The 19,700-nt window shown below is 73.5% G+C and carries 20 protein-coding genes and 1 pseudogene; 11 read left to right on the top strand and 10 right to left on the bottom strand.

Annotated elements, in window-relative coordinates:
* The 6 genes and pseudogenes from ACIY1X_RS06005 to ACIY1X_RS06030 form a co-directional block, all read left to right on the top strand.
* Positions 1 to 213: pseudogene (locus ACIY1X_RS06005) on the top strand (epimerase); the annotation flags it as partial.
* Entirely contained in the window at positions 210 to 587 is a 378-nt protein-coding gene (locus ACIY1X_RS06010) for a DoxX-like family protein (RefSeq protein ID WP_399678901.1), read from the top strand. The pseudogene ACIY1X_RS06005 and the gene ACIY1X_RS06010, both read left to right, overlap by 4 nt.
* Complete coding sequence (locus tag ACIY1X_RS06015; protein ID WP_399678903.1) at positions 584 to 1,054, top strand: DUF2269 family protein; 471 nt, start codon at positions 584 to 586, stop codon at positions 1,052 to 1,054. Before ACIY1X_RS06010 ends, ACIY1X_RS06015 begins: the two co-directional genes overlap by 4 nt.
* A gap of 24 nt (positions 1,055 to 1,078) precedes the next feature.
* Entirely contained in the window at positions 1,079 to 2,002 is a 924-nt protein-coding gene (locus ACIY1X_RS06020) for a class I SAM-dependent methyltransferase (RefSeq protein ID WP_399678904.1), read from the top strand.
* A complete protein-coding gene (locus tag ACIY1X_RS06025) occupies positions 1,999 to 3,027 on the top strand; it encodes an SRPBCC domain-containing protein (RefSeq protein WP_399678907.1) in 1,029 nt (342 codons plus the stop codon). Before ACIY1X_RS06020 ends, ACIY1X_RS06025 begins: the two co-directional genes overlap by 4 nt.
* Positions 3,024 to 3,647, top strand: a complete 624-nt coding sequence (locus ACIY1X_RS06030) for a DUF4166 domain-containing protein (RefSeq protein WP_399678910.1) — start codon at positions 3,024 to 3,026, stop codon at positions 3,645 to 3,647. Before ACIY1X_RS06025 ends, ACIY1X_RS06030 begins: the two co-directional genes overlap by 4 nt.
* Positions 3,648 to 3,656: 9 nt before the next feature.
* On the opposite strand, the gene ACIY1X_RS06035 is transcribed toward ACIY1X_RS06030, so the two are convergent.
* The 9 genes from ACIY1X_RS06035 to ACIY1X_RS06075 form a co-directional block, all read right to left on the bottom strand.
* The gene (locus ACIY1X_RS06035; RefSeq protein ID WP_399678913.1) at positions 3,657 to 4,379 is read right to left on the bottom strand and encodes an RNA methyltransferase; all 723 of its coding nucleotides are present in this window, start codon (positions 4,377 to 4,379) and stop codon (positions 3,657 to 3,659) included.
* 66 nt (positions 4,380 to 4,445) lie between these two features.
* On the bottom strand, positions 4,446 to 4,727 hold the full coding sequence (locus ACIY1X_RS06040) for a DUF3325 domain-containing protein (RefSeq protein WP_399678915.1): 282 nt from the start codon (positions 4,725 to 4,727) through the stop codon (positions 4,446 to 4,448).
* On the bottom strand, positions 4,724 to 6,331 hold the full coding sequence (locus ACIY1X_RS06045; RefSeq protein ID WP_399678937.1) for a PepSY-associated TM helix domain-containing protein: 1,608 nt from the start codon (positions 6,329 to 6,331) through the stop codon (positions 4,724 to 4,726). The genes ACIY1X_RS06040 and ACIY1X_RS06045 overlap by 4 nt, the downstream gene beginning before the upstream one ends.
* Before the next feature lie 92 nt (positions 6,332 to 6,423).
* Entirely contained in the window at positions 6,424 to 6,693 is a 270-nt protein-coding gene (locus tag ACIY1X_RS06050; RefSeq protein ID WP_399678917.1) for a DUF3649 domain-containing protein, read from the bottom strand.
* A gap of 5 nt (positions 6,694 to 6,698) precedes the next feature.
* Positions 6,699 to 7,421 (bottom strand): DUF4198 domain-containing protein, encoded by a 723-nt coding sequence (locus tag ACIY1X_RS06055; RefSeq protein WP_399678919.1) that lies wholly within the window; start codon positions 7,419 to 7,421, stop codon positions 6,699 to 6,701.
* A 17-nt stretch (positions 7,422 to 7,438) separates the two neighbouring features.
* Entirely contained in the window at positions 7,439 to 8,341 is a 903-nt protein-coding gene (locus ACIY1X_RS06060; protein WP_399678922.1) for an alpha/beta hydrolase, read from the bottom strand.
* 50 nt (positions 8,342 to 8,391) lie between these two features.
* Entirely contained in the window at positions 8,392 to 10,839 is a 2,448-nt protein-coding gene (locus ACIY1X_RS06065) for a TonB-dependent siderophore receptor (RefSeq protein WP_399678923.1), read from the bottom strand.
* Positions 10,840 to 10,997: 158 nt separating this feature from the next.
* On the bottom strand, positions 10,998 to 11,957 hold the full coding sequence (locus ACIY1X_RS06070) for a FecR domain-containing protein (RefSeq protein ID WP_399678925.1): 960 nt from the start codon (positions 11,955 to 11,957) through the stop codon (positions 10,998 to 11,000).
* A 5-nt stretch (positions 11,958 to 11,962) separates the two neighbouring features.
* Positions 11,963 to 12,448: a sigma-70 family RNA polymerase sigma factor gene (locus ACIY1X_RS06075; protein WP_038206222.1), complete on the bottom strand. Its 486-nt coding sequence runs from the start codon at positions 12,446 to 12,448 to the stop codon at positions 11,963 to 11,965.
* 138 nt (positions 12,449 to 12,586) lie between these two features.
* On the opposite strand from ACIY1X_RS06075, the gene ACIY1X_RS06080 reads away from it, so the two are divergent.
* From ACIY1X_RS06080 to ACIY1X_RS06090, 3 genes are all read left to right on the top strand, one after another.
* Positions 12,587 to 13,621 carry an inositol monophosphatase family protein gene (locus tag ACIY1X_RS06080; protein WP_399678928.1) on the top strand — a complete coding sequence of 345 codons (1,035 nt, stop codon included), beginning with the start codon at positions 12,587 to 12,589 and terminating at the stop codon, positions 13,619 to 13,621.
* Complete coding sequence (locus tag ACIY1X_RS06085) at positions 13,618 to 15,900, top strand: FUSC family membrane protein (protein WP_399678930.1); 2,283 nt, start codon at positions 13,618 to 13,620, stop codon at positions 15,898 to 15,900. Before ACIY1X_RS06080 ends, ACIY1X_RS06085 begins: the two co-directional genes overlap by 4 nt.
* Positions 15,901 to 15,988: 88 nt before the next feature.
* Positions 15,989 to 17,071, top strand: a complete 1,083-nt coding sequence (locus ACIY1X_RS06090; protein ID WP_399678931.1) for a mechanosensitive ion channel family protein — start codon at positions 15,989 to 15,991, stop codon at positions 17,069 to 17,071.
* A 12-nt stretch (positions 17,072 to 17,083) separates the two neighbouring features.
* On the opposite strand, the gene ACIY1X_RS06095 is transcribed toward ACIY1X_RS06090, so the two are convergent.
* Entirely contained in the window at positions 17,084 to 17,581 is a 498-nt protein-coding gene (locus ACIY1X_RS06095; protein ID WP_038206236.1) for a MarR family winged helix-turn-helix transcriptional regulator, read from the bottom strand.
* Positions 17,582 to 17,688: 107 nt separating this feature from the next.
* Between ACIY1X_RS06095 and ACIY1X_RS06100 the strand changes: the two genes are divergently transcribed.
* The gene (locus ACIY1X_RS06100; RefSeq protein WP_399678934.1) at positions 17,689 to 18,675 is read left to right on the top strand and encodes a Bug family tripartite tricarboxylate transporter substrate binding protein; all 987 of its coding nucleotides are present in this window, start codon (positions 17,689 to 17,691) and stop codon (positions 18,673 to 18,675) included.
* A gap of 14 nt (positions 18,676 to 18,689) precedes the next feature.
* Positions 18,690 to 19,649, top strand: coding sequence for a Bug family tripartite tricarboxylate transporter substrate binding protein (locus ACIY1X_RS06105; protein ID WP_399678935.1), 960 nt, complete (start codon positions 18,690 to 18,692; stop codon positions 19,647 to 19,649).
* Positions 19,650 to 19,700 lie beyond the last annotated feature (51 nt).

A 19,700-nucleotide genomic window follows, 5' to 3' on the forward strand; every position in this document is an offset into this window, starting at 1 on the left:
GTGCTGCCCCTGCCCGGCTGGGCCACCCGCGCCAGCGCCTGGCTGGGCGACCAGGTGCCCGTCTCGCCCTGGTGCAGCGAGACGCTGGCGCTGCTGGCCACCGACAACATCGCCGCACCGGGCCGGCTCGCGCAACTGCTCAGCCGGCCGGCCACGCCGCCTTCCACCCTGCTCGCCACGCTGGCCAGGCCGCTGGCTGCCCACGCCGCATGAACCCCATTCGCGCCCTGCACCTGAGCCTGGTCGCCGTCTGGCTGGGCACGGCGCTGGCGAGCGCCCTCGAAGCACATGGCCAGGGCGCGCAACTGCTGCACGACGCGGGCATCGCCGACCCACGCTGGCAGTCCGCGCTGATCTGGGCCGGCGTCGCCGCCGACACGGCCGTGGGCCTTGCGCTGTGGCGGCGGCCGGGCCGCGTCAGCTATGCGGCCGCCCTGGCGCTGATGGTGCTGATGACCGCCGTCGCCACCGTGCTGCAGCCGGCGCTGTGGCTGCATCCGCTCGGCCCGCTGCTCAAGAACCTGCCCATCGCCGCCGCCCTGTGGCTGCTGATGAACGTCCACGACCACCGAGGGAGAACCGCGTGAACACCTACCTGCTCCTGAAGACCGCCCACATCGTCTCCAGCGTGGTCCTGGTGGGCACGGGCTTCGGCTCGGCCTTCTACCTGTTTTTCGCCAACCGCAGCGGCGACGTGCGGGCGCAGGCCGTCGTCGCACGGCTGGTGGTGCGGGCCGACCTGTGGTTCACCACGCCGGCCGTGGTCGCCCAGCCCGCCACCGGCATCGCGCTGGCCCACATGGCGGGCTGGCCGCTGACGACGCCGTGGCTGGCCTGGTCGATCGCGCTGTACCTGCTGGCCGGAGCCTGCTGGCTGCCGGTGCTGTGGCTGCAACTGCGCATGGCCCGCATGGCGCAGCAGGCGGCCGCGCACGACGCGGCACTGCCCGCCGGCTACCTGCGCCTGGCGCGCTGGTGGGAAGGGCTGGGCTACCCCGCCTTCGCCGCCATGCTGGCCGTGTACTGGCTGATGGTGAACAAGCCGGCCCTGTAAGCGCCCCCAGAGAAAGGACTGCCGATGACACACGCTCCCACCTGCACGCCCTCCGGCGCGCCCGCGGCGGCGCACCGCGCCCCGACAGCGCAGGACACGCAGGCCTACTTCACCGAGACCGCGCACGACTACCGCGCCTGGAGCCCGGGCTACAACATGCACTTCGGCTTCTGGCGCGCGGGGCTGAATCCGCTGCGGCGCGAGACCATGCTGGAGGCGATGAACCACGCGGTGGGCGAGGCCCTGGCCCTGCCCGCCGGCACGCCCGCCTGCGTGGTGGACCTGGGCTGCGGCGCCGGCGCGGCGGCACGCACGCTGCTGCGCCGCTGGCCGCTGCTGCATGCGGTGACGGTGACCAACGTGCCGGTGCAGAACGACATCGCCCGCGCGCTCGACGCGCCGGCCGGCGTGGCCGGTCGGGCGGTGCACCTGGCGGCCGACTTCACCCGCACCGGCCTGCCCGCGGCCCAGGCCGACGGCGCCTGGGCGCTGGAAAGCGCCTGCTACGCGCCCGGCGACGACAAGCGCGCCTTCTGCCGCGAGGCGGCGCGGCTGCTCAAGCCCGGCGCGCGGCTGGTCGTGGTCGACGGCTTCCTGCTGCGCGGGCGGCCCGGGCGCATCGCCGGCCGGCTGCACCGCCTCTGGGCCGACAGTTGGGCGGTGCCCACCCTGGCGCGCAGGGACGACTTCCTCGCCGCGCTGCGCGCCGAGGGCTTCGAGCAGGTGCGCTTCCGTTCGCTGCGCTGGCGCATCGCGCCGAGCGCGCTGCACGTGCCCTGGCTCGCCACGCGCTTCGCCATCGCCGCGCTATGGAGGGCGCGCGGGCGCCTCACGCCCTGGCGCCGCAGGCACATCGTCGCCAGCTACTGCGCGCTGGCGCTGGGCCTGTTCTGGCGCGATTTCGACTATGGCATGGTCACGGCCGTGCGAGCACACGACAAGACATGAACGACACGACCGACCTGCCGCAGCCTGCGCAGTCCCGCACCCTGGCCTTCTCCGGCTGGTACCCGTACCTGATGGGCGCCGCCGTCGGGCTGGGCCTGCGGCTGGTGTTCAGCGGCAGCCCCGGCGGCCGCTACTCGGCCATGCTGGCGGCCTTCATCTACCTGGCGCCGGCGCTGTGCGGCGCGGTGACGGTCTACGTGGCCGAGCGCCGCGCGCGCCGCGGCTGGCGCTACTACCTGTTCGCGCCCTGGCTCTCCACGGCGCTGATGGTGGCCGGCGCACTGACGATCCTGGTCGAGGGCTGGATCTGCGCCATCGTCATCTTTCCCCTGTTCATGCTGCTGGGCAGCGTGGGCGGCCTGCTGATGGGGCTGCTGTGCCGGCTCACCCGCTGGCCGCGCCACGCGCTCCACGGCTTCGCGGTGCTGCCCCTGGCGCTGGGCATGGTGGAGCCGGACCTGCCCAACCCCGTGGCGCGCTCGCAGGCCAGCCACGCCACCTTCATCGCCGCGCCGCCCGACAGCGTGTGGGAAGCGCTCAACGACGTGCGCGGCATCCGCGAGGAGGAGCTGGCCGGCGTGTGGGCCTACCGCATCGGGGTGCCGCGCCCGCTGGAGAGCATCACCGAGACCGTCGCCCTCGGCCCCGACACGCCCGCGGGCCGCATCCGCCGCATGCAGTGGGACCGCGGCGTGCGCTTCGACGGCCTCGTCACGACGTGGCAGCCGGGGCGCGAACTGGCCTGGCGCTACCGCTTCGGGCCCGGCTCGGTGCCGCCCGGCGCGCTGGACGACCACGTGCAGGTCGGCGGCCACTACTTCGACCTGAACGAGACCCGCTTCACGCTGACGCCCCGGGACGGCGGCACCGAGCTGCGTATCGACGTGCACTGGCGCACCAGCACGCACTTCAACTGGTACGCGAACGCCGCCGCGCGCCTGCTGATCGGCAACTTCACCGAGGGGATCCTGGACTTCTACAAGGCCCGCGCGGAGCAATTGGCGCTGGAGGACGGACAGCGATGACGCAAGCACCCGTCTTCCGCACCGTGCTGGGCGAGGTCGCCTGGCAGCGCCTGGGCGAGGTGGTGCGCCGCCACTACAGCCTGCGCGCCTTCTCCGGCGACAGCGTGACGGTGCGGGGCCGCATGGACGAGGTCTGGCGCGGCCGCTGGGCCTGGCTGCTGCTGCCCGCGGGCCGCCTGTTCGGCGCGCTGGTGCCCTATCAGGGGCGCGACGTGCCGATCGAGGTGCACTACCGCTGCCACCCCGACAGCGCGCGGCTGTCCTGGGACCGCTGCTTCCACTTCGCGGGCCGGCCGGTCTTTCATTTCCGCTCCTTCATGGAAGCCGCGCCGCACGCGCGCCACGAGGTCGTCGAGTACGTGCGCTTCGGCCTGGGCCTGCGGCTGCGCGTGAGCGCGGAGGATGGCGCGCTGGTGTTCCGCGACGCCGGCTACGTGTGGCGGCTCGGCCGCGGTCCGCGTGTGCCGCTGCCGCTGCTGCTGCACCTGCTGCTCGGCCGCGCCTACGTGGAGGAGCGCCCCGTGCCGGGCGACGACGGCGCCTTCACCATGCAGATGCGCATCCGCCACCCGTGGTGGGGCGACGTCTTCCGCTACAGCGGGCGCTTCCGGCTGGATTGAGCCCAGGCGTCAGCGCCGCCGCGTGTCGGCCATCGCCTTGGCGATACCGCGCAGGATGTGGATCTCCTCCGGCGTGGGCTGCGCGCGGTTGAAGAGCTGCGTCAGGCGCGGCATCAGCTTCTTGGGCGCGGCCGGGTCGAGGAAGCCGATGTCCACCAGCGCGTGCTCCCAGTGGTCCAGCATGCCCGCCACGGCCGCGGCATCGGCGGCCGGCGGCACGGGCGTCGCGTCGCGCACGGCGAAGCCGCCCAGCGCGCAGCGCCACTCGTAGGCGATCACCTGGATCGCCGCGCCCAGGTTGAGCGAGCCGAAGTCCGGCGCGGTGGGGATCGAGAGCGCGACGTGGCAGCGATAGACGTCCTCGTTGCGCATGCCGAAGCGCTCGGAGCCGAACAGCAGGCCCACGTGCTGCGGCGTGCCCTCGGCCACCAGCGAGGCGAAGTGCTCGCGCGGCGCCCGCGTGGGCGGGCCGAAGTCGCGCGGCACCATCGCGGTGGCGGCCAGGTGCGTCAGGCCGTCCAGCGCCTCGTCCAGCGTGTCGACGATGCGGGCCTTCTCCAGCACGTCGAGCGCCCCGCTGGCGCGCTGGATCGTCTCCTCGCGCCGCAGCACGTTGGGCCAGCGCGGCGCCACCAGCACCAAGTCGTCGAAGCCCATGGTGCGCATGGCGCGCGCGGCGGCGCCGACGTTGCCGGCATGGCTGGTCTGGATGAGGATGAAGCGGGTGCGCATCGGAGGCGGGGCAGAGACGGGAAACGGGCCGCCATTGTGGCCGCGCCGCCCGCCCTCGCCGCCGCCTCAGCGCGCCTTGCGGCGCTCCCAGGCGACGAGCGCGAGGATGACCACCCCGGCGCTCAGGCTGATGTGGCCGCACCAGGCCACCAGGCCCAGCGACCAGCCCTGCGCGTCGACGGCGATGGCCAGCGAGGCCAGCAGCGCCGCCCAGCCGCCGATGCGCAGCGCGCGCGAGCGGCGGGGTTCGAGTTCGCGGCCGAACAGGTCCTGCTGGTGGCGGTCCATCGCCAGCGCCAGCAGCGCGAAGGCCAGCAGCGAGACGGCGAAGACGGCGGCGTGGCTCATCGGGCGGCCTCCTGCAGCGCCGGCTCGCCCACCGGCTCGTCCGGCGGCGGCGGTGCTGCCGGGCGGCGCGCGGCCGCGGCCTGGCGCTGCGGGCGCAGCTTGGGCTTGTGGCGCGCCGTGCGGATCGCCAGCGCCACGTGCAGCGCGGCCAGCGCCAGCAGCGTGAGTTCCAGCCCGGCGAAGATCCAGTCGCCGGCGCGCAGGCTGGCGAGCAGGCCCCGGTCGGTGGTCAGGGCATTGAGCACCGGCAGCAGCGCCAGCGCCGCCGCGCCCGTCCACAGCAGTTCGATCCAGGCCCGCCGGGCCGGCCGCAGCAGCGCCCAGGCCAGCGTCGCGCCCCACACGATGAAGAAGGCGTGCACCTCCCACTCGGCGCGCTGCGCCAGCCCCAGCGGCAGCAGCCGGTTGGCCCACAGCATGCCGGCCATGGCGATCGACAGGCCGGCGATGGCGGCGATGTTCAGCCGCTCCACCAGCCGGAAGCCGAAGTACGGCCGCTCGGGATCGGGCAGCTTCGCCCTGCGCTTGACGGTCCACAGCACCAGCCCCGTGCCCACCATCGCCGTGCCGGCCAGGCTGACGAGGAAGTACAGCCAGCGCGTCACCGTGTCGCCGAAGCGGCCCAGGTGCAGCGCGTACATCACGCCGCGCGTCTCGGCGGCGGGGCCGACGCTGTCCTTGGCCTGCAGCAGCCGCCCGGTGGGGCCCTCGAAGAGCAGGAACTGCGGGCTGACCGAGGCGCGGCCCTCGTCGCCGCGGGTGATGCTCACGCGCGCACTGGCGTCGCCGGGGTGGGTGATGGTCACGCGGTTGATGTTGTCGCGGCCCCAGCGCGCCTGGGCCTGGCGCACCATGTCCTCGATCGGCGCCAGCGCCGCGGCCTGCCCGCTGGGCTTGCCGGGCTGGACGAAGGCGCTGGTCTCGGCGCGCAGTTGCTGGCGCTCGGCCGGCGTCTTGAAGGCCGCCTGCTCGCCCCACGGCATGTACAGCGACATCAGCGTCACCAGGCCGGTGTAGGTGATCATGGCGTGGAAGGGCAGCCCGAAGACCGACAGCGCGTTGTGCGCGTCCAGCCAGCTTCGCTGGCCCTTGCCCCAGCGGAAGGTGAAGAAGTCGATGAAGATCTTCTTGTGCGTGATCACCCCGCTGACGATGGCCACCAGCATGAACATCGCGCAGAAGCCCGCCAGCCAGCGCGCCCACAGCACCGGCATGTAGTGGAACTGGAAGTGGAAGCGGTAGAAGAACTCGCCGCCGCCGGTGTCGCGCGCCGCCACCTTGTGGCCGGTGGCGGGGTCGAAGGTGGCGCTCTGGAAGGCGCGCCGCCCTTCCACGCCGGGCTTGCGCCAGAAGGCGCTGGCGGTGTTGTTGCGTGCGTCGGGCAGGCCGATGCTCCACTGCGGGCTGCCCGCGGCCACCGTCTGCAGCTCGCCGGCGATGCGCGCCGCCACCAGCGCCGGATCGGGCACCTCGGCCTGGTGCGCCAGCTCGGGCCGCATCCACTGCGAGATCTCGTCCTTGAAGTAGCTCACCGTGCCGGTGAGGAACATGGCGTAGAGGATCCATCCCACCAGCAGCCCGGCCCAGATGTGCAGGTCGGACATGGTCTGGCGGATGCCGCGCGGCTGCGGCGCGGTCCTGGCCTTGGCCGGCTTCGTGTCGTTGGGGCGGCGGCTCACGAGGGGGATCCTCCATTTCAGACGGACCAGGCCGCCAGCCCCAGCGGCACCGCCGCCGCCAGCAGCCCGGCCCAGGCGCGGCGCGCGCTGCGCACGGCGAACACCCAGATCACCGCGCCCGCGTACACGACGAAGCTGGCCAGCATGCCCGTCAGCACGGCCTGCGCGCGGTCGATCGGCAGCGCCACCGCGGCCACGCTGGTCAGCGCCGCCAGCGCGTAGCCGCCCAGCACCGCGGCGACGATGCGCGAGACGAGCGGCCCCGCGCCCAGGGCCTTGGCGAGCACCGCGCTCACTTGTTCGGCGCCGCCGCCGGGCCGGCGGGGATCGGCGCCACGCCGCCCGCCTTCACGTAGGTCAGCGTGGTCACGTAGCTCACGCCGTCGTACTTCTCGCCGCCCCGCTCGCCCGGCGTGCGGTCGATGTGGCTCACCTCGGCCACGTACTGGCCCTTCCAGGGCATGTCGAACTTCACCAGCCCCTGCTCGTCGGTGTGGCCTTCCTTGGCCCAGCCCGACTGCGTGACCAGCGCGACCTTGGCCTTGGGCAGCGGCTGGCCCTTGAAGAACAGCTTGAACTCACCCGGCTGGCCGGCCGGCACCAGGTCCAGCGCCAGCTTCGGCTGCTGCGCGGCGAAGCCGGTGATCAGGCGCGCGCCGGGGTGGTACCAGCTCGTCACCTCCTTGTCGCCCTGCTTGAACTTGCGCAGCGGGTAGCTCGCGTCCTCGGCCACGATGGACTCGCCCTGGCGCGCGGCGAAGGGCAGCGCGAAGCCGCTGGCGGTCTTGCTGCCGTCGGCGCTCTTCTCCTCGCCCTTGGCCGACACCAGCGTGGCAGCGGGCTTGCCGAACTTGTCGAGCAGGCCCGGCGAGGCCTCGCGCAGGTTGTCGCCGAACTCGCCGAAGCGGATCACGGCACCGCCCTTGGCGGGCTGTTCGAGCCAGATCTGGTGGGCGCTGGCCGAGGCGGCGGCGAAGCCGAGGGCGGCGGCCAGAAGGGTCAGGGTCCTGGTCATGCGTTTCTCCTTTGAAGTCAAGCGTTGGCCCCGGCCTGGCGCAGGATGGCCGGCAGGGTGCAGATGAAGGTGCTCATGTGGTTCTCGTCGTCCAGTTCGAGCAGGCGGGCCTGCAGGCCCCGCGCGTGCAGCGGCCGCAGGCGCCCGTGCATGGCGCGCGCCGTGGACAGCATGCGCCGCGAGCGCTCGGGATGGCCGGGCACCTCGTCGCGGGCGACGGCCAGCAGCACCCGCGCGGGCAGGCGCGGCGCGGCTGCCAGCGCCTCGGCGCCGGCGAGGAGCGCGGGCTCGTTCACCCAGATGGACGGGCTGATCGCCGCGATCGAATGGAAGGCTGCCGGGCGCTCGAGCAGCGCGTGCAGCGCGAACAGCCCGCCCAGCGAATGGCCGGCCAGCGACACGCGCCGCGCGTCGACCGCATGGTGTGCCGCCAGCGCCGGCACCAGTTCCTCCAGCAGGAAGGCGAGGAAGGCGTCGGCCCCGCCGGGGCGGGCGCCCAGGCGCACGCCCTCCTCGGCACCCAGCGCGGTGGGCACGGGCACGAGGTCGAAGGTGCGGCGTTCGAGGTGCAGCGGTGCGTCGCCCGGGTAGCCGATGCCGACCACCAGCGGCACTGCGCCCGCGGCGCCGGGCATGGACGGCAGACGGACCAGCGAGGCGGCCGCCCCGAAGTAGGCGTTGCCGTCGGTGAAGAGCAGCACCGGCCGGCCGCCCGCCGGCGCCGCGGCGAGCGGCTCGGCCACGAAGACGCGGTAGTCCCGGCCGCCGCGCGAGCGCATGTCGAAGGCCTGCGTGCCGGGCAGCGGTACCGGCGCCGCGGGGTCGTGCGGCGCGGCGTTCTGCGCGGCAGCCTGCCCCGCGAACAGGGCCGCGCCGGATGCGGACAGGCCGCGCAGCCATTGCCGGCGATGGCTCGGCATCGGCGCGAAGGGGCGGACTGCTGCAGGACGGCTCATGTGCGCAGGCGCCCTCAGAAATCGACCGAGGCCGACAGCAGGAAGGTGCGCGGCGTGCTGACCTGAAGCAGGCCGTCGCGGAAGCCGGCATCCCAGTAGGCCTTGTTCGTCGCGTTCTGCACGGTGGCGCGGAAGGTCACCGGCTTGCCCGACACCTCCGTCGCATACCGCACGCCGAGGTCGTAGCGCGTCCAGGCCGGCAAGCGCTGCGTGTTGGCGGCGTTGCCCCAGGACCAGCTGTTGTGGATGGCCAGCGCGGTCAGCGTCAGGCCCGGCACGCCGGGCACGTCCCATTCGCCGCCGAGGTTGAACTTCCACTTGGGCGATGCGAATGGAACGTTGCCCTCGTTCACGCCGTTGGCGGTGCGGGTGAGCTTGCCGTCGGTGAAGGCCGCGCCGCCCAGCACGCGCACGCCCCTGGCGACCTCGCCGAACACGCTCCACTCGAAGCCGCGGTTGCGCTGCTCGCCCGAGCCGTCCACGGCGTAGCGGCTGCCGGTGTAGACGTTGATGAAGCTGGGCTTCTTCAGCTCGTAGACGGCGAAGGTGTTGGTCCAAGTGCCCAGGTCCCACTTCACGCCGACCTCGGCCTGCCTGGTCTTCACGGGCGGGAAGACCTCGCCGTAGTTGGTGGCGTTGACGTCGGACACCTGCTGGCCGCTGGTCAGGCCCTCGATGTAGTTCGCGTACACCGAGACGTTCGGTACCGGCTTGAACACCACGCCCACCATCGGCGTGGTCGCCTTGGCGGCGTAGTGGCTGCTCTCGCGGACCAGCAGGTTCAGCGGGCTGTTGACGTTGTTCGACAGCGGCGAGAAGCCCCTGACCGACACGCGCTGTTCGCGCGCGCCCAGCGTCAGGCGCAGGCGATCGCCGGCGAAGCTCAGGGTATCGGCCACGGCGATGCTGCTCAGTTCGGTCGACGTGCTGGGAACCGTGGGGAAGTCCGAACCGGTGAGCTGCATCTGCGCGGGCGCGTAGAGGTTCGATCTGTAGAACGGCGTCGGGCGCGAGTTGGAAATGCCGTAGTCCAGCGACAGGCTCGTGCCGCCGATGTTCCATTCGTGCTTCACCGGGCCGGTGTGCAGCGTGCCGCGCAGCCCGGCCTCCAGGGCGCGCGTGTCGTGGTAGCTGCTGCTCGGGTAGAGGTTCCCGCTGAAATTGCCCCACGGATCGACGTTGCGCGCCGCCGAGGAGGTGTAGCCGGTGTTCACGTGGTGCCGCTGGCCGATGGCGGCGTAGGCCGTGAGGTTGTCGAGGATGTCCACTTCCCCGCGCACGGCGCCGCCGGTGTCGCGGGCGTCGTGGTAGGTGCCGGGGAACAGGTTGGTGCCGGGATCGGGCGGGGTGGTCACCCAGGCGGTGGTGTGCGTGACGCCGCCGTTCATGCCGCCGTTGACGCGGTAGTGCATGTCGTAGGCGTCCAGCGAGAAGCGCACGCGATCGCCGCGGTAATCGACGGCCACCGCGCCCAACTGGCGTCGGATCGACTGGCCGTCGATGGCCGTGCCGCCGCTGCTGCTGGCGCCGTTGACGCGCACGCCCCATTGCTTGCGCTCGCCGAAGCGCCTGCCGATGTCCACCGCCAGCCCGGCCTGCGAATCCGAGGCGTAGCTGGTGGTCAGGCGCGTGAGGGGCTCGTCCTCGGCGCGCTTGGGCACGATGTTGATGCCGCCGCCCACCGCACCGCTGGGCGCCTGGCCGTAGAGCATGCCGCTGGGCCCGCGCAGGACCTCCACGCGCTCGGCGATCTCCACCGGCACGCGGCTGTAGGGCAGCACCCCGTACATGCCGGACAGGGAGATGTCGTAGCCGTAGAGCGTGAAGCTGCGCGCCTGGTAGAACTCCAGCACGTAGCTCGACGAGCTGGCCTGCCGGATGGAGGGTTCGGCCGCCAGCACGTCGAACACGGTGCGCGCTTGCTGGTCCTCGATGGTCTTGGCGGTGTAGGCGGTGACGCTGAAGGGCGCGTCCATGACGTCCACGTTGCCCAGCAGGCCCAGGCGCGCCGCCTTGGCCACCTGCCCGCCCGCATAGACCGGCGGCGCACCGCTCACCGAGGTGGCCGTCACGGTCACCGCGGCCAGCGTCGGGTCGTCGGCCGCGGCGGGGCCGGCAGGCGCCGCGGCGGCCGGCCGCGCCTGCACGCTCAGCGTGCCGTTGGCGGTGCGCACCAGGCTCAGGGCGCTGCCCTGCAGGGCGGCCTCCAGCGCCTGTTCGGCGGTCAGCGTGCCCTGCACGGCCGGCGCGCTCAGGCCGCGCACCAGTTCGGGCGCGACGGAGATGGACTGGCCGCTCTGCTCGGCGATGCGCAGCAGCGTGGCGCCCAGCGGCCCGGCCGGAAGGTCGAAGCGATGCGAAGCGGCCGCCAGCTGGGCCGGCGCCTGGGCGCAGGCCAGCAGGCAGGCGCAGGCCAGCAGCGCGGTGCGCAGCCGGCGGCGGGATCGGAAATGCAGTGGCATGGTGTGGTCACTCTTCGGGGTCGTTGGTCGGATGGCTCTCAAGCCATCTGTGCAACGACGCACCCGAAAGTGATCACCCGCGCGGCGGACGGCGGCTCGCGCCGCAGGCCGCAAGGCGCCGCAGCGCCCGTCCGTACCGCCCCTCGCGCCGCGCCGCCTCATGTCTCGCCCCGCGTGCTGATCGCGGTGAGCCAGCCGCCGTAGCGCGCCAGCCGGATCGGCAGCGTCTGGGCCAGCGAATCGAGCACGCGCTCCGGTTCCTCGAGCGCGAACGCGCCCAGCACCCGCAGCGAGGCGGCGCGCCGCGAGACGCGGATGAAGCCCGCGCGGTAGGGCCGCAGCTGCGCCACCACCTCGCCCAGCGGCAGGTCGTCGGCCACCAGCATGCCGCGGCCCCAGGCGGCCAGGCCCGCGGCCGGGCCGGGCACGTCGGCGACGGCGGCCGCGTCGAAACGCACCGCCTCGCCCTCCTGCAGCCGCCGCTCCCGGCCGGCGCGCGTGCGCACCTGCGCCGGGCGCGCCAGGGCCCCGGCCAGGGTCCACGCCTCTTCCTGCCGCACCAGGAGGCGCGCCGCATCGGCGCGCACCTCGCCTTCGGCCGTGCGCACGACGAAGGGCCGCGCGGCATCGGGCTCGGCCGTGGCCACCAGCGCGCCGGCGCGCAGGACGACCAGCCGCTCCGCCGCGCCGAAGCGCACGTCCACCGCCGAGCCGGCATTGAGTAGCAGGCGGCTGCCGTCCTCCAGCGCGAATTCGCGGCGCTCTCCGATGCCGGTGCGCAGATCGGCCAGCCAGGCGCCGGCCGGCCCGTGGCGGTATGCCAGCCAGCCCGCGGCGGTGCCGACGCCGGCCAGCGCCAGCACCCCGCCGAGCGCACGGCGCCGGCCCGGCAGCGCCAGTGCGGCCCGGCGCGCGGCGGCATCCGCCTTGACGGGCGCGACCGCGCGGCGCACGCCCTGCTCGACCTCGGCCCAGGCCTGCCGGTGGCGCGCGTCGGCCTGCAGCCAGGCCCGGTGGCGCTCCCGGTCGGCGGCGCCGGCCTCGCCCGAGTGCAGCGTCACCATCCAGTCGATGGCGACGTCGCGCAGGCTCGGGGCGGCAGCGGCGCGGCGACCCATGACCCTCACGCCCCGGCCGCCGCGCAGCAGGCGGCGATGGCGCGCGCCATGGCCCGGCGCACGCTGATGACGGGCATGCCCAGGCGCTCGCCGATCTCGCGGTAGCCCAGGTCCTCGAGCTGGTTCAGCATGAACACCTGACGCGTGCGCAGCGGCAGGCGGCCGAGCACGGCGTCCAGCCGCTGCAGCGCCTGCAGCACCGCGACGCGGTCCTCGGCGGAAGGCGCCACCTCCTCCGGCTGCGCGGCCAGGGCCTCCAGCCAGGCCCGCTCCAGATCGCGCCGGCGCCAGAACTCGTACAGCACCCGGCGCGCCACCACCGTCAGGTAGGCCCGCGGCTCGCGCAGCGGCACCTGGCGGCCGCCGCGCTCGGCGCGCAGCAGTTGCTCGAAGGTGTCATGCGACAGGTCGGCGGCCTGGTGCGCGCAGCCGATGTGCCGGCGCAGCCAGTTCTCCAGCCAACCGTGGTGCGCCTCGTAGAGAGCCTGCACGGAGTTTGTAGCAAATGGGAATTGTTCTCATTCTATATGGCATGGAGCCGCGGCGTCGGTAGAATCCCGAGGTTTCGCACGCATCGCCGTGCGCGCCTGGCCCGGCTGTCCGCGGCTGCTTCGTTCCTCGCACAACCCATGTCGTCCAACCTGCACCCCATGCTCAACGTGGCCATCAAGGCCGCACGCGCCGCCGGCGCGCTCATCAACCGCGCCGCGCTCGACGTCGAGGCCGTGCGCGTCTCGCAGAAGCAGGTGAACGACTTCGTGACCGAGGTGGACCACGCCAGCGAGGCGGCGGTCATCGAGACGCTGCTGTCCGCCTACCCCGGCCACGGCATCCTGGCCGAGGAATCCGGCCGCGAGCACGGCGCGAAGAACGCCGACCACGTCTGGATCATCGACCCGCTGGACGGCACCACCAACTTCATCCACGGCTTCCCGTTCTACTGCGTGTCGATCGCGCTCGCGGTGCGCGGGCGCATCGAGCAGGCGGTGGTCTACGACCCGACGCGCAACGACCTGTTCACCGCCTCGCGCGGGCGCGGCGCCTTCGTCAACGACCGGCGCATCCGGGTGAGCAAGCGCACGCGGCTCTCGGAGTCGCTGATCTCCACCGGCTTCCCCTTCCGCACCGGCGACAACTTCAAGCAGTACCTGGCCATCATGGCCGACCTGATGCCGCGCGCCGCCGGGCTGCGCCGCCCCGGCGCCGCCGCGCTGGACCTGGCCTACGTGGCCGCCGGCCACGCCGACGCCTTCTTCGAGACCGGCCTGAACATCTGGGACGTGGCGGCCGGCTCGTTGCTGGTGACGGAAGCAGGCGGCCTGATCGGCAACTTCGCGGGCGAGGCGGACTTCCTCGAGCAGCGCGAGTGCCTGGCCGGCAACCCGCGCATCTACGGCCAGCTCGTGCCGCTGCTGGGCAAGTACAGCAAGTTCGCCGGCGTCGACGACAAGCTGGCCGCCACCGAGCGCATGCGCGCGGTCGATCCGTCCCGCCAGGGCGGCGGCGCGGACGTCTACGCCCGCTCCACCGTCGGGCTGCACGAGGAGGCGTCCGCCGCCGAGGCAGAAGCGCCGGCCGCCCCCGCCGAGCCGCAGCGCCCCGCGCGCCGCCTGATCCGCGCGCCCCGCCCCGCCGGCGACACGCAGGAGCCCGGCGCCGAGTGATCGAGGGCGCCCGCCGCACCGCCTCGCAGCGCACGCGCGCGGCGCTGCGCCTGCTGCTGGGCACCGACCTGGCCTGCGGGCTGTCGGTGGCGCTCGGCCTGTTCCTGATCTCCGGCGGCGTGCACCTGTGGCTGGGCGCGGCCGCCGCGGCCTCGGCCGCCACCGGCGTCATCATCGCCAGCCCGCCCGACCGCCCCTGGCCACGCCGCGGCAAGCTGCGCCAGCTGCTGCCGGCACCGCTGCTGGGCGTGCCCCTGTTCTTCGCGGTGCAGTTGCTGCACCACGCGCCGTGGCGGCTGGGCCTGCTGCTGGTGCCGGCCACCTTCCTCGCCTTCCTGGCGATGGCCTGGGGCAAGCGCGGCATCGGCATCGCCATCGCGGTGATGCTGGCGATGGTGTTCTCCATGGCGACGCCCGCCCCGGCCGACTGGCACGAGGCGCTGCAGCGCAGCTGGCACGCGGCGCTGGGCGCGGCGCTGTACGTGGTCTACGCCACGCTGATGAACCTGGCTCTCAACGCGCGCTACCGGGTGCAGGCGATGGCCGAGCTGCTGCTGGCGCTGGCGGCGCTGATGCGCACCGAGGCGCGGCAGTTCACCGCGCGCGACGAGTCCAGCGACGTGCGCGAGGTGGCCCGCCCCCTGCTGGGCCTGTTGCTGCGGCAGCAGGCCGCGCTGGCCGACCAGCAGCAGGCCACGCGCGACCTGGTCTTCGAGTCGCTGCGCACGCCGCGCCGCCAGCGCCTGGCCGGCATGCTGCTGACGGTGCTGGAGATGCGCGACCACCTGCTGGCCAGCGAACTGGACCTGGAGACGCTGCGCAGCCACCCGCGCCAGGCGCCGGTGCTGGCCGCCCTGCGCGAGCTGTTCGAGGCCATGGCGCAGGACGTGGAGGACCTGGCCGACGCGATGCTGGCCTTCCGCACGCCGGCGCCCATCCCCGACCGCCGCGCCCAGCTCGGCGCCATCCGCGCCGGCCACGCCGAGGAGACGCACGAGGCCGCCGCGCCCACCGCCGGCCCCTCCCCCGCCATGCTGGCGCGCGGCCTGGCCAACCGCCTGGGCCACCTGAACGACGAGACGGTGCGCCTGGCGGCCCTGGCGCGCGGCGACGCCGCGCCCGACCTGGCCATCGTGCGCGCCCACTGGCGGCTGTTCGTCAGCCCCACCGACTGGTCGCTGGCGCCCTTCCTGGCGCTGTGGCGCTGGGACGCGCCGCCGCTGCGCCATGCCATCCGCGCGGCGCTGGCGCTGGGCGCGGGCTACCTCGTCGCGCTGGCGATGCCCTGGGGCTCGCACGACTACTGGATCCTGCTGACCATCGTGGTGGTGCTGCGCGGCAGCCTGGCGCAGACGCTGGAGCGGCGCAACCAGCGCGTGGCCGGCACGCTGGCCGGCTGCGTGCTCGCGGTCGCGCTGCTGGCCTCGCACCCCGGCGCCGGCGAACTGCTGCTGGTGATGAGCTTCGCGCAGGCCATCGCGCACGGCATGGCGGTGCGCAACTACACCGTCACCGCCGTCGGCGCCACGGTGCTCGGGCTGGTGCAGGCGCACATGCTGTTCGCCGGCGCCAGCCCCACCTTCGCCCTGTTCGAGCGCATCGGCGACACGCTGATCGGCGCCGGCCTGGCCTGGGCCTTCTGCTACGTGCTGCCCTCGTGGGAGCGCACCCAGCTGCCGGCCCTGGTGCGGCGCACGCTGGCGGCGCAGTCGCGCCACGCACGGCTGGCGCTGGCGCTGGGCCAGCAGCACGCGGTCGACAGCCGGCCCGAGCTGGACTGGCGGCTGGCCCGGCGCGAGGCCTTCGACGCGCTCTCGGCGCTGGTGCAGGCCACGCAGCGCGCGCTGTCGGAGCCGCGCGCCGTGCAGCCGCCGCTGGAATACCTGCAGCGCCTGCAGGCCCACTGCTACCAGTTGCTGGCGCAACTGTCGGCGGTCAAGTCGATGCTGCTGCTGCGCCAGGACCGCCTGCAGCGCGAGGCCATCGAGGGCCCGCTGGCGCGCGCCGCCACGCACATCGAGGCGGCCATCGGCAGCGCCGCGCAACAGACCGGCCAGGCCCTGCAGGACGACACAGCGCCGGCCTCGCTGGCGGCCGGCCCGGTGCCGCTGCTCGATCCCTTCGACAACGACATCACCCCCTGGCTGCTGCGCCGGCTGGACCTGGCCGTCGGCCTGGCCGGCCAGTTGCGCGACGACGCGGCCCGCATCCTGCAGCACACGGCCAGCGGGCTGCCCGATTCGCCCTCGCCCCCGGCCCGCCCCGGCGCGGCCGCCTGATTCCCCGCACCGCCCCGGCCGCCGAGCGCCGGCGGCGGCCTTCCCACCGCCGCGCCATGCGGCCGATGCCCTGGAGGACTTCCATCCGATGACCCTGAACACCCTGCTCGACCACCCCTGGTTCCACACCTGGGTCGCCGCCCTGATCGCCATCGTCGCCGCCGGCATCGCCCACCGCATCGCGCAGGCGGTGCTGGTGCGCGTCACCCGGCCCATGCCGGCGCTGCAGTCGGCCGTGCGCACGGCCCGGGCCGCCGCCGCCTTCGTGCTGCCGCTGCTGGCGTTGCAGGCGGTGTGGCAGGCCGCGCCGGACGACCTGCACTTCATCGGCCGCGTGCGGCACCTCAACGGCCTGGCGCTCATCGCCTGCGCCACCTGGCTGGTGGTGAGCGTGATCCGCGGCTTCGCCGACGGGCTGATCGCCGCCCATCCGGTGGACGTGGCCGACAACATGAACGCCCGCCGCATCCACACGCAGACCCGCGTGATCGCGCGCACCACGATGGTCATCGTGGGCATCATCGGCGCGGCGATGATGCTGATGACCTTCCCCGGCGCGCGGCAGGTGGGTGCCAGCCTGCTGGCCTCGGCCGGCGTGATCGGCATCGTCGGCGGCCTGGCGGCCAAGCCGGTGTTCAGCAACCTCATCGCCGGGCTGCAGATCGCGCTGACGCAGCCCATCCGCATCGACGACGTGCTGATCGTCGACGGCGAGTGGGGCCGCGTGGAGGAGATCACCGGCACCTATGTCGTGCTGCGCATCTGGGACGAGCGGCGGCTGATCATCCCGCTGAACTACTTCATCGAGAACACCTTCCAGAACTGGACGCGCAACAGCGCGCAGCTGCTGGGCTCGGTGTACTTCCACGTCGACTACGGCATGCCGCTGGCGCCGCTGCGCGCCGCGCTGGAGCGCGTGGTGAAGGCGGCGCCCGAGTGGGACGGCCGCTTCTTCAACCTGGTGGTGACCGACGCCACCGAGCGCACCATGCAGATCCGCGTGCTGTGCACCGCCGCCAGCTCGGGCCAGGCCTGGGACCTGCGCTGCCGCGTGCGCGAGGGGCTGATCGACTACATGCAGCGCGAACACCCGCAGCACCTGCCGCGCCTGCGCATCGAGGGCGAGAAGGACGCCGGCACGGCGCCGCCAGCCACCGCTGCCGCAGCCTGACGCGAAGGCCGGCTACGCGCGGGTGCGCCGCGCCCGGTCCGCCTTGGGCAGCTCGGCCTGCGCGACCATCGCCTCGGCGCGCGCCTGCAGCGCCGCCAGCGACGCGTCCAGGCCGCGCGCCGCCTCGCCGTCGAGCACCGCCAGCAGTTGCGCGTTGATCTGCGAGACCAGCGGGAACAGCTCGCCGTGCAGCGCGCGCCCCTCGGCCGTGAGGTCGAGCAGCACCTGCCGCCGGTCGCAGCCCGGCTGGGTGCGCGAGACCAGCCGCTTGGCCACCAGCGAGCCGATCGCCTTGGAGGTGCGCGCCCGGTCCAGGCGCGCCTGCTCCGCAAGCTGCGACGAGCTCAGCGCCCCCCGGTTGGCGAGCGTGGCGATCAGCCGCCACTCGCGCCGCGTGATGCCGAAGCGGCCTTCGCACAATCGGATGACCATGCTGCCGGCCACCGACAGCAGCCGGCTGATGCGGTAGAGCAGCAGCCCGTCCAGTGGCGGCGGCGCAGGTGTGGACATGGGGTTAACACGGAAGACAGTTGATTAGAACAATCGATTGTGGGACTTCCAGAATGCCGGATGCTCCCGGGACCGCCCGGACGAACGCCCCTACGCTGGAGACACCCATGAACGCTCTCGCCCTGCGCCGCCGCGACGCGCTGGCCGCCCTCGCAGGCCTGGCCTGCACCGCCCCCTTCGCCCCGGCCCATGCCTTCACGCCCGGCCAGCCGGTCAAGGTGCTGATCGGCGTGCCCGCCGGCGGCACCCAGGACGTGCTGACCCGCGCCATCGCCCAGCAGGTGCGCGATTCGCTCGGCCCGGTCGTCATCGACAACCGCTCCGGCGCCGCCGGGCGCATCGCGGTGGAGGCGGTGAAGAACGCCGCGCCCGACGGCCACACGCTGCTGCTGGGCACGGCCAGCATGATGACCATGTTCCCCAGCGCCTACCGCAACCTCAGCTACGACCCGATCCGGGACTTCCAGCCCCTCATCAACGCCGCCCGCTTCGAGCTGGCGCTGGTGGTGCACCAGTCGGTGCCCGCGAACAACCTGGCCGAGTTCATCGCCTGGGCCAAGGCGCAGGGCGATGCGCTGAGCTTCGGCTCCTACGGCGCCGGCACGCCCTCGCACTTCCTGGGCGAGATGCTCAACCGCGCGGCCGGGCTGAAGATGGTGCACGTGCCCTACCGCGGCTCCACCCCGGCGCGGCAGGACGTGATGGGCGGCCAGGTGCCGGTCTACTTCGACACCGTCGGCGGCGCGCTGCAGATGCGCCCCGGCGGCCGCGTGAAGGTGCTGGCCACCAGCGGCGAGAAGCGCTCGCCGCTCATGCCCGACCTGCCCTGCCTCGTCGAGGCCGGCTACAAGGACGTGGTGGCCACCGCCTGGTTCGCCTACTACGCGCCGCTGAAGACGCCGAAGGACGTGGTCGAGAAGCTGCGCGCCGAACTCATGCGTGCCGTGAACACGCGCGAGGTGCGCCAGCAGCTGCTGGCCAACGGCATGTACCCCGCCGCCGACGACGCGCAAGCGCTGCTGAAGACCATGCGCGAGGACACGGCGCGCTGGAGCGCGATCATGAAGGCCGTCAACTTCCAGGCCAACGATTGAACAGGACGCCACGCATGAAAGCCCTTTCCCGACTCGTCACCCTGATCGGCGCGGCCCTGCTCGCCGCCGCCGCCCCCGCCCAGCCGCTGGACGGCCCGCTGCGCATCGTGGTCGGCTACGCGCCGGGCGGCGCCACCGACCGGGTGGCGCGCCTCGTCGGCGACCGCCTGGCGCAGAAGCTGGGCGTACCGGTGGTGGTGGAGAACAAGCCGGGCGCCGGCGGGCGGCTGGCGGCGCAGCAGGTCAAGGCCACGCCCGCGGGCCAGAACGTGCTGATGGTCGCCAACCCCGCCGTGATGGTGGTGGCGCCGCTGGTCTTCAAGGACAGCGGCTATGACCCGGAGCGCGACTTCCACGCCGTCTCGCACGTCAACGACTACGAGTTCGGCGTCGTGGTCTCCGGCGCCGTGCCGGTGAAGGAGCTGCCCCACCTGCTGGCCTGGATGCGCGCCAACCCCACCAAGGCCAACGTCGGCGTGCCCGCCACCGGCAGCCTGCCGCACTTCTTCGCGCTGATGCTGGGCCAGAAGGCGCAGGTGCCCACCGAGGTGGTCGGCTACCGCGGCTCGGCCGCGGTGATGACCGACCTGATCGGCGGCCAGTTGCCCATCGCGGTCGACACCTTCGACGTGCTGCTGCCGCAGCACGAGGCGGGCAAGGCGCGCATCCTCGCGATGTCGGGCACCAAGCGCTCGGCCTTCGCGCCCGACGTGCCGACCTTCAAGGAGGCCGGGCTCGACCTCGCGGCCCTCGGCTGGAACGCCTTCTTCGCGCCGGCCTCGATGCCCGCGGACAAGGTCGACCGCCTCGCCAGGGAGATCGAGGCCGTCATGCGCGAGCCCGAGACGCAGCGCAAGTTCACCGACGCCAAGATGATGCCGGTGGTCAGCACGCGCGCCCAGACCGAGGCCATGCTCAAGGCCTATCGCGCGCAGTGGGCGCCCGTCGTCAAGACCTCCGGGTACCAGCCATGAAGCGCCCGAACCTCATCTTCATCGTTGCCGACGACCTGGGCTACGCCGACC

The sequence above is a fragment of the Xenophilus sp. genome, from assembly GCF_044462705.1.
Taxonomy (GTDB): domain Bacteria; phylum Pseudomonadota; class Gammaproteobacteria; order Burkholderiales; family Burkholderiaceae_C; genus Xenophilus; species Xenophilus azovorans.

Excerpts from the sequence above, each read along its gene's own strand:
- ACIY1X_RS06010 (WP_399678901.1), top strand. The coding sequence starts at position 210 with ATGAACCCCATTCGCGCCCTGCACCTGAGCCTGGTCGCCGTCTGGCTG.
- ACIY1X_RS06020 (WP_399678904.1), top strand. The coding sequence starts at position 1,079 with ATGACACACGCTCCCACCTGCACGCCCTCCGGCGCGCCCGCGGCGGCG.
- ACIY1X_RS06025 (WP_399678907.1), top strand. The coding sequence starts at position 1,999 with ATGAACGACACGACCGACCTGCCGCAGCCTGCGCAGTCCCGCACCCTG.
- ACIY1X_RS06030 (WP_399678910.1), top strand. The coding sequence starts at position 3,024 with ATGACGCAAGCACCCGTCTTCCGCACCGTGCTGGGCGAGGTCGCCTGG.
- ACIY1X_RS06035 (WP_399678913.1), bottom strand. The coding sequence starts at position 4,379 with ATGCGCACCCGCTTCATCCTCATCCAGACCAGCCATGCCGGCAACGTC.
- ACIY1X_RS06040 (WP_399678915.1), bottom strand. The coding sequence starts at position 4,727 with ATGAGCCACGCCGCCGTCTTCGCCGTCTCGCTGCTGGCCTTCGCGCTG.
- ACIY1X_RS06045 (WP_399678937.1), bottom strand. The coding sequence starts at position 6,331 with ATGTCCGACCTGCACATCTGGGCCGGGCTGCTGGTGGGATGGATCCTC.
- ACIY1X_RS06055 (WP_399678919.1), bottom strand. The coding sequence starts at position 7,421 with ATGACCAGGACCCTGACCCTTCTGGCCGCCGCCCTCGGCTTCGCCGCC.
- ACIY1X_RS06060 (WP_399678922.1), bottom strand. The coding sequence starts at position 8,341 with ATGCCGAGCCATCGCCGGCAATGGCTGCGCGGCCTGTCCGCATCCGGC.
- ACIY1X_RS06065 (WP_399678923.1), bottom strand. The coding sequence starts at position 10,839 with ATGCCACTGCATTTCCGATCCCGCCGCCGGCTGCGCACCGCGCTGCTG.
- ACIY1X_RS06070 (WP_399678925.1), bottom strand. The coding sequence starts at position 11,957 with ATGGGTCGCCGCGCCGCTGCCGCCCCGAGCCTGCGCGACGTCGCCATC.
- ACIY1X_RS06080 (WP_399678928.1), top strand. The coding sequence starts at position 12,587 with ATGTCGTCCAACCTGCACCCCATGCTCAACGTGGCCATCAAGGCCGCA.
- ACIY1X_RS06090 (WP_399678931.1), top strand. The coding sequence starts at position 15,989 with ATGACCCTGAACACCCTGCTCGACCACCCCTGGTTCCACACCTGGGTC.
- ACIY1X_RS06095 (WP_038206236.1), bottom strand. The coding sequence starts at position 17,581 with ATGTCCACACCTGCGCCGCCGCCACTGGACGGGCTGCTGCTCTACCGC.
- ACIY1X_RS06100 (WP_399678934.1), top strand. The coding sequence starts at position 17,689 with ATGAACGCTCTCGCCCTGCGCCGCCGCGACGCGCTGGCCGCCCTCGCA.
- ACIY1X_RS06105 (WP_399678935.1), top strand. The coding sequence starts at position 18,690 with ATGAAAGCCCTTTCCCGACTCGTCACCCTGATCGGCGCGGCCCTGCTC.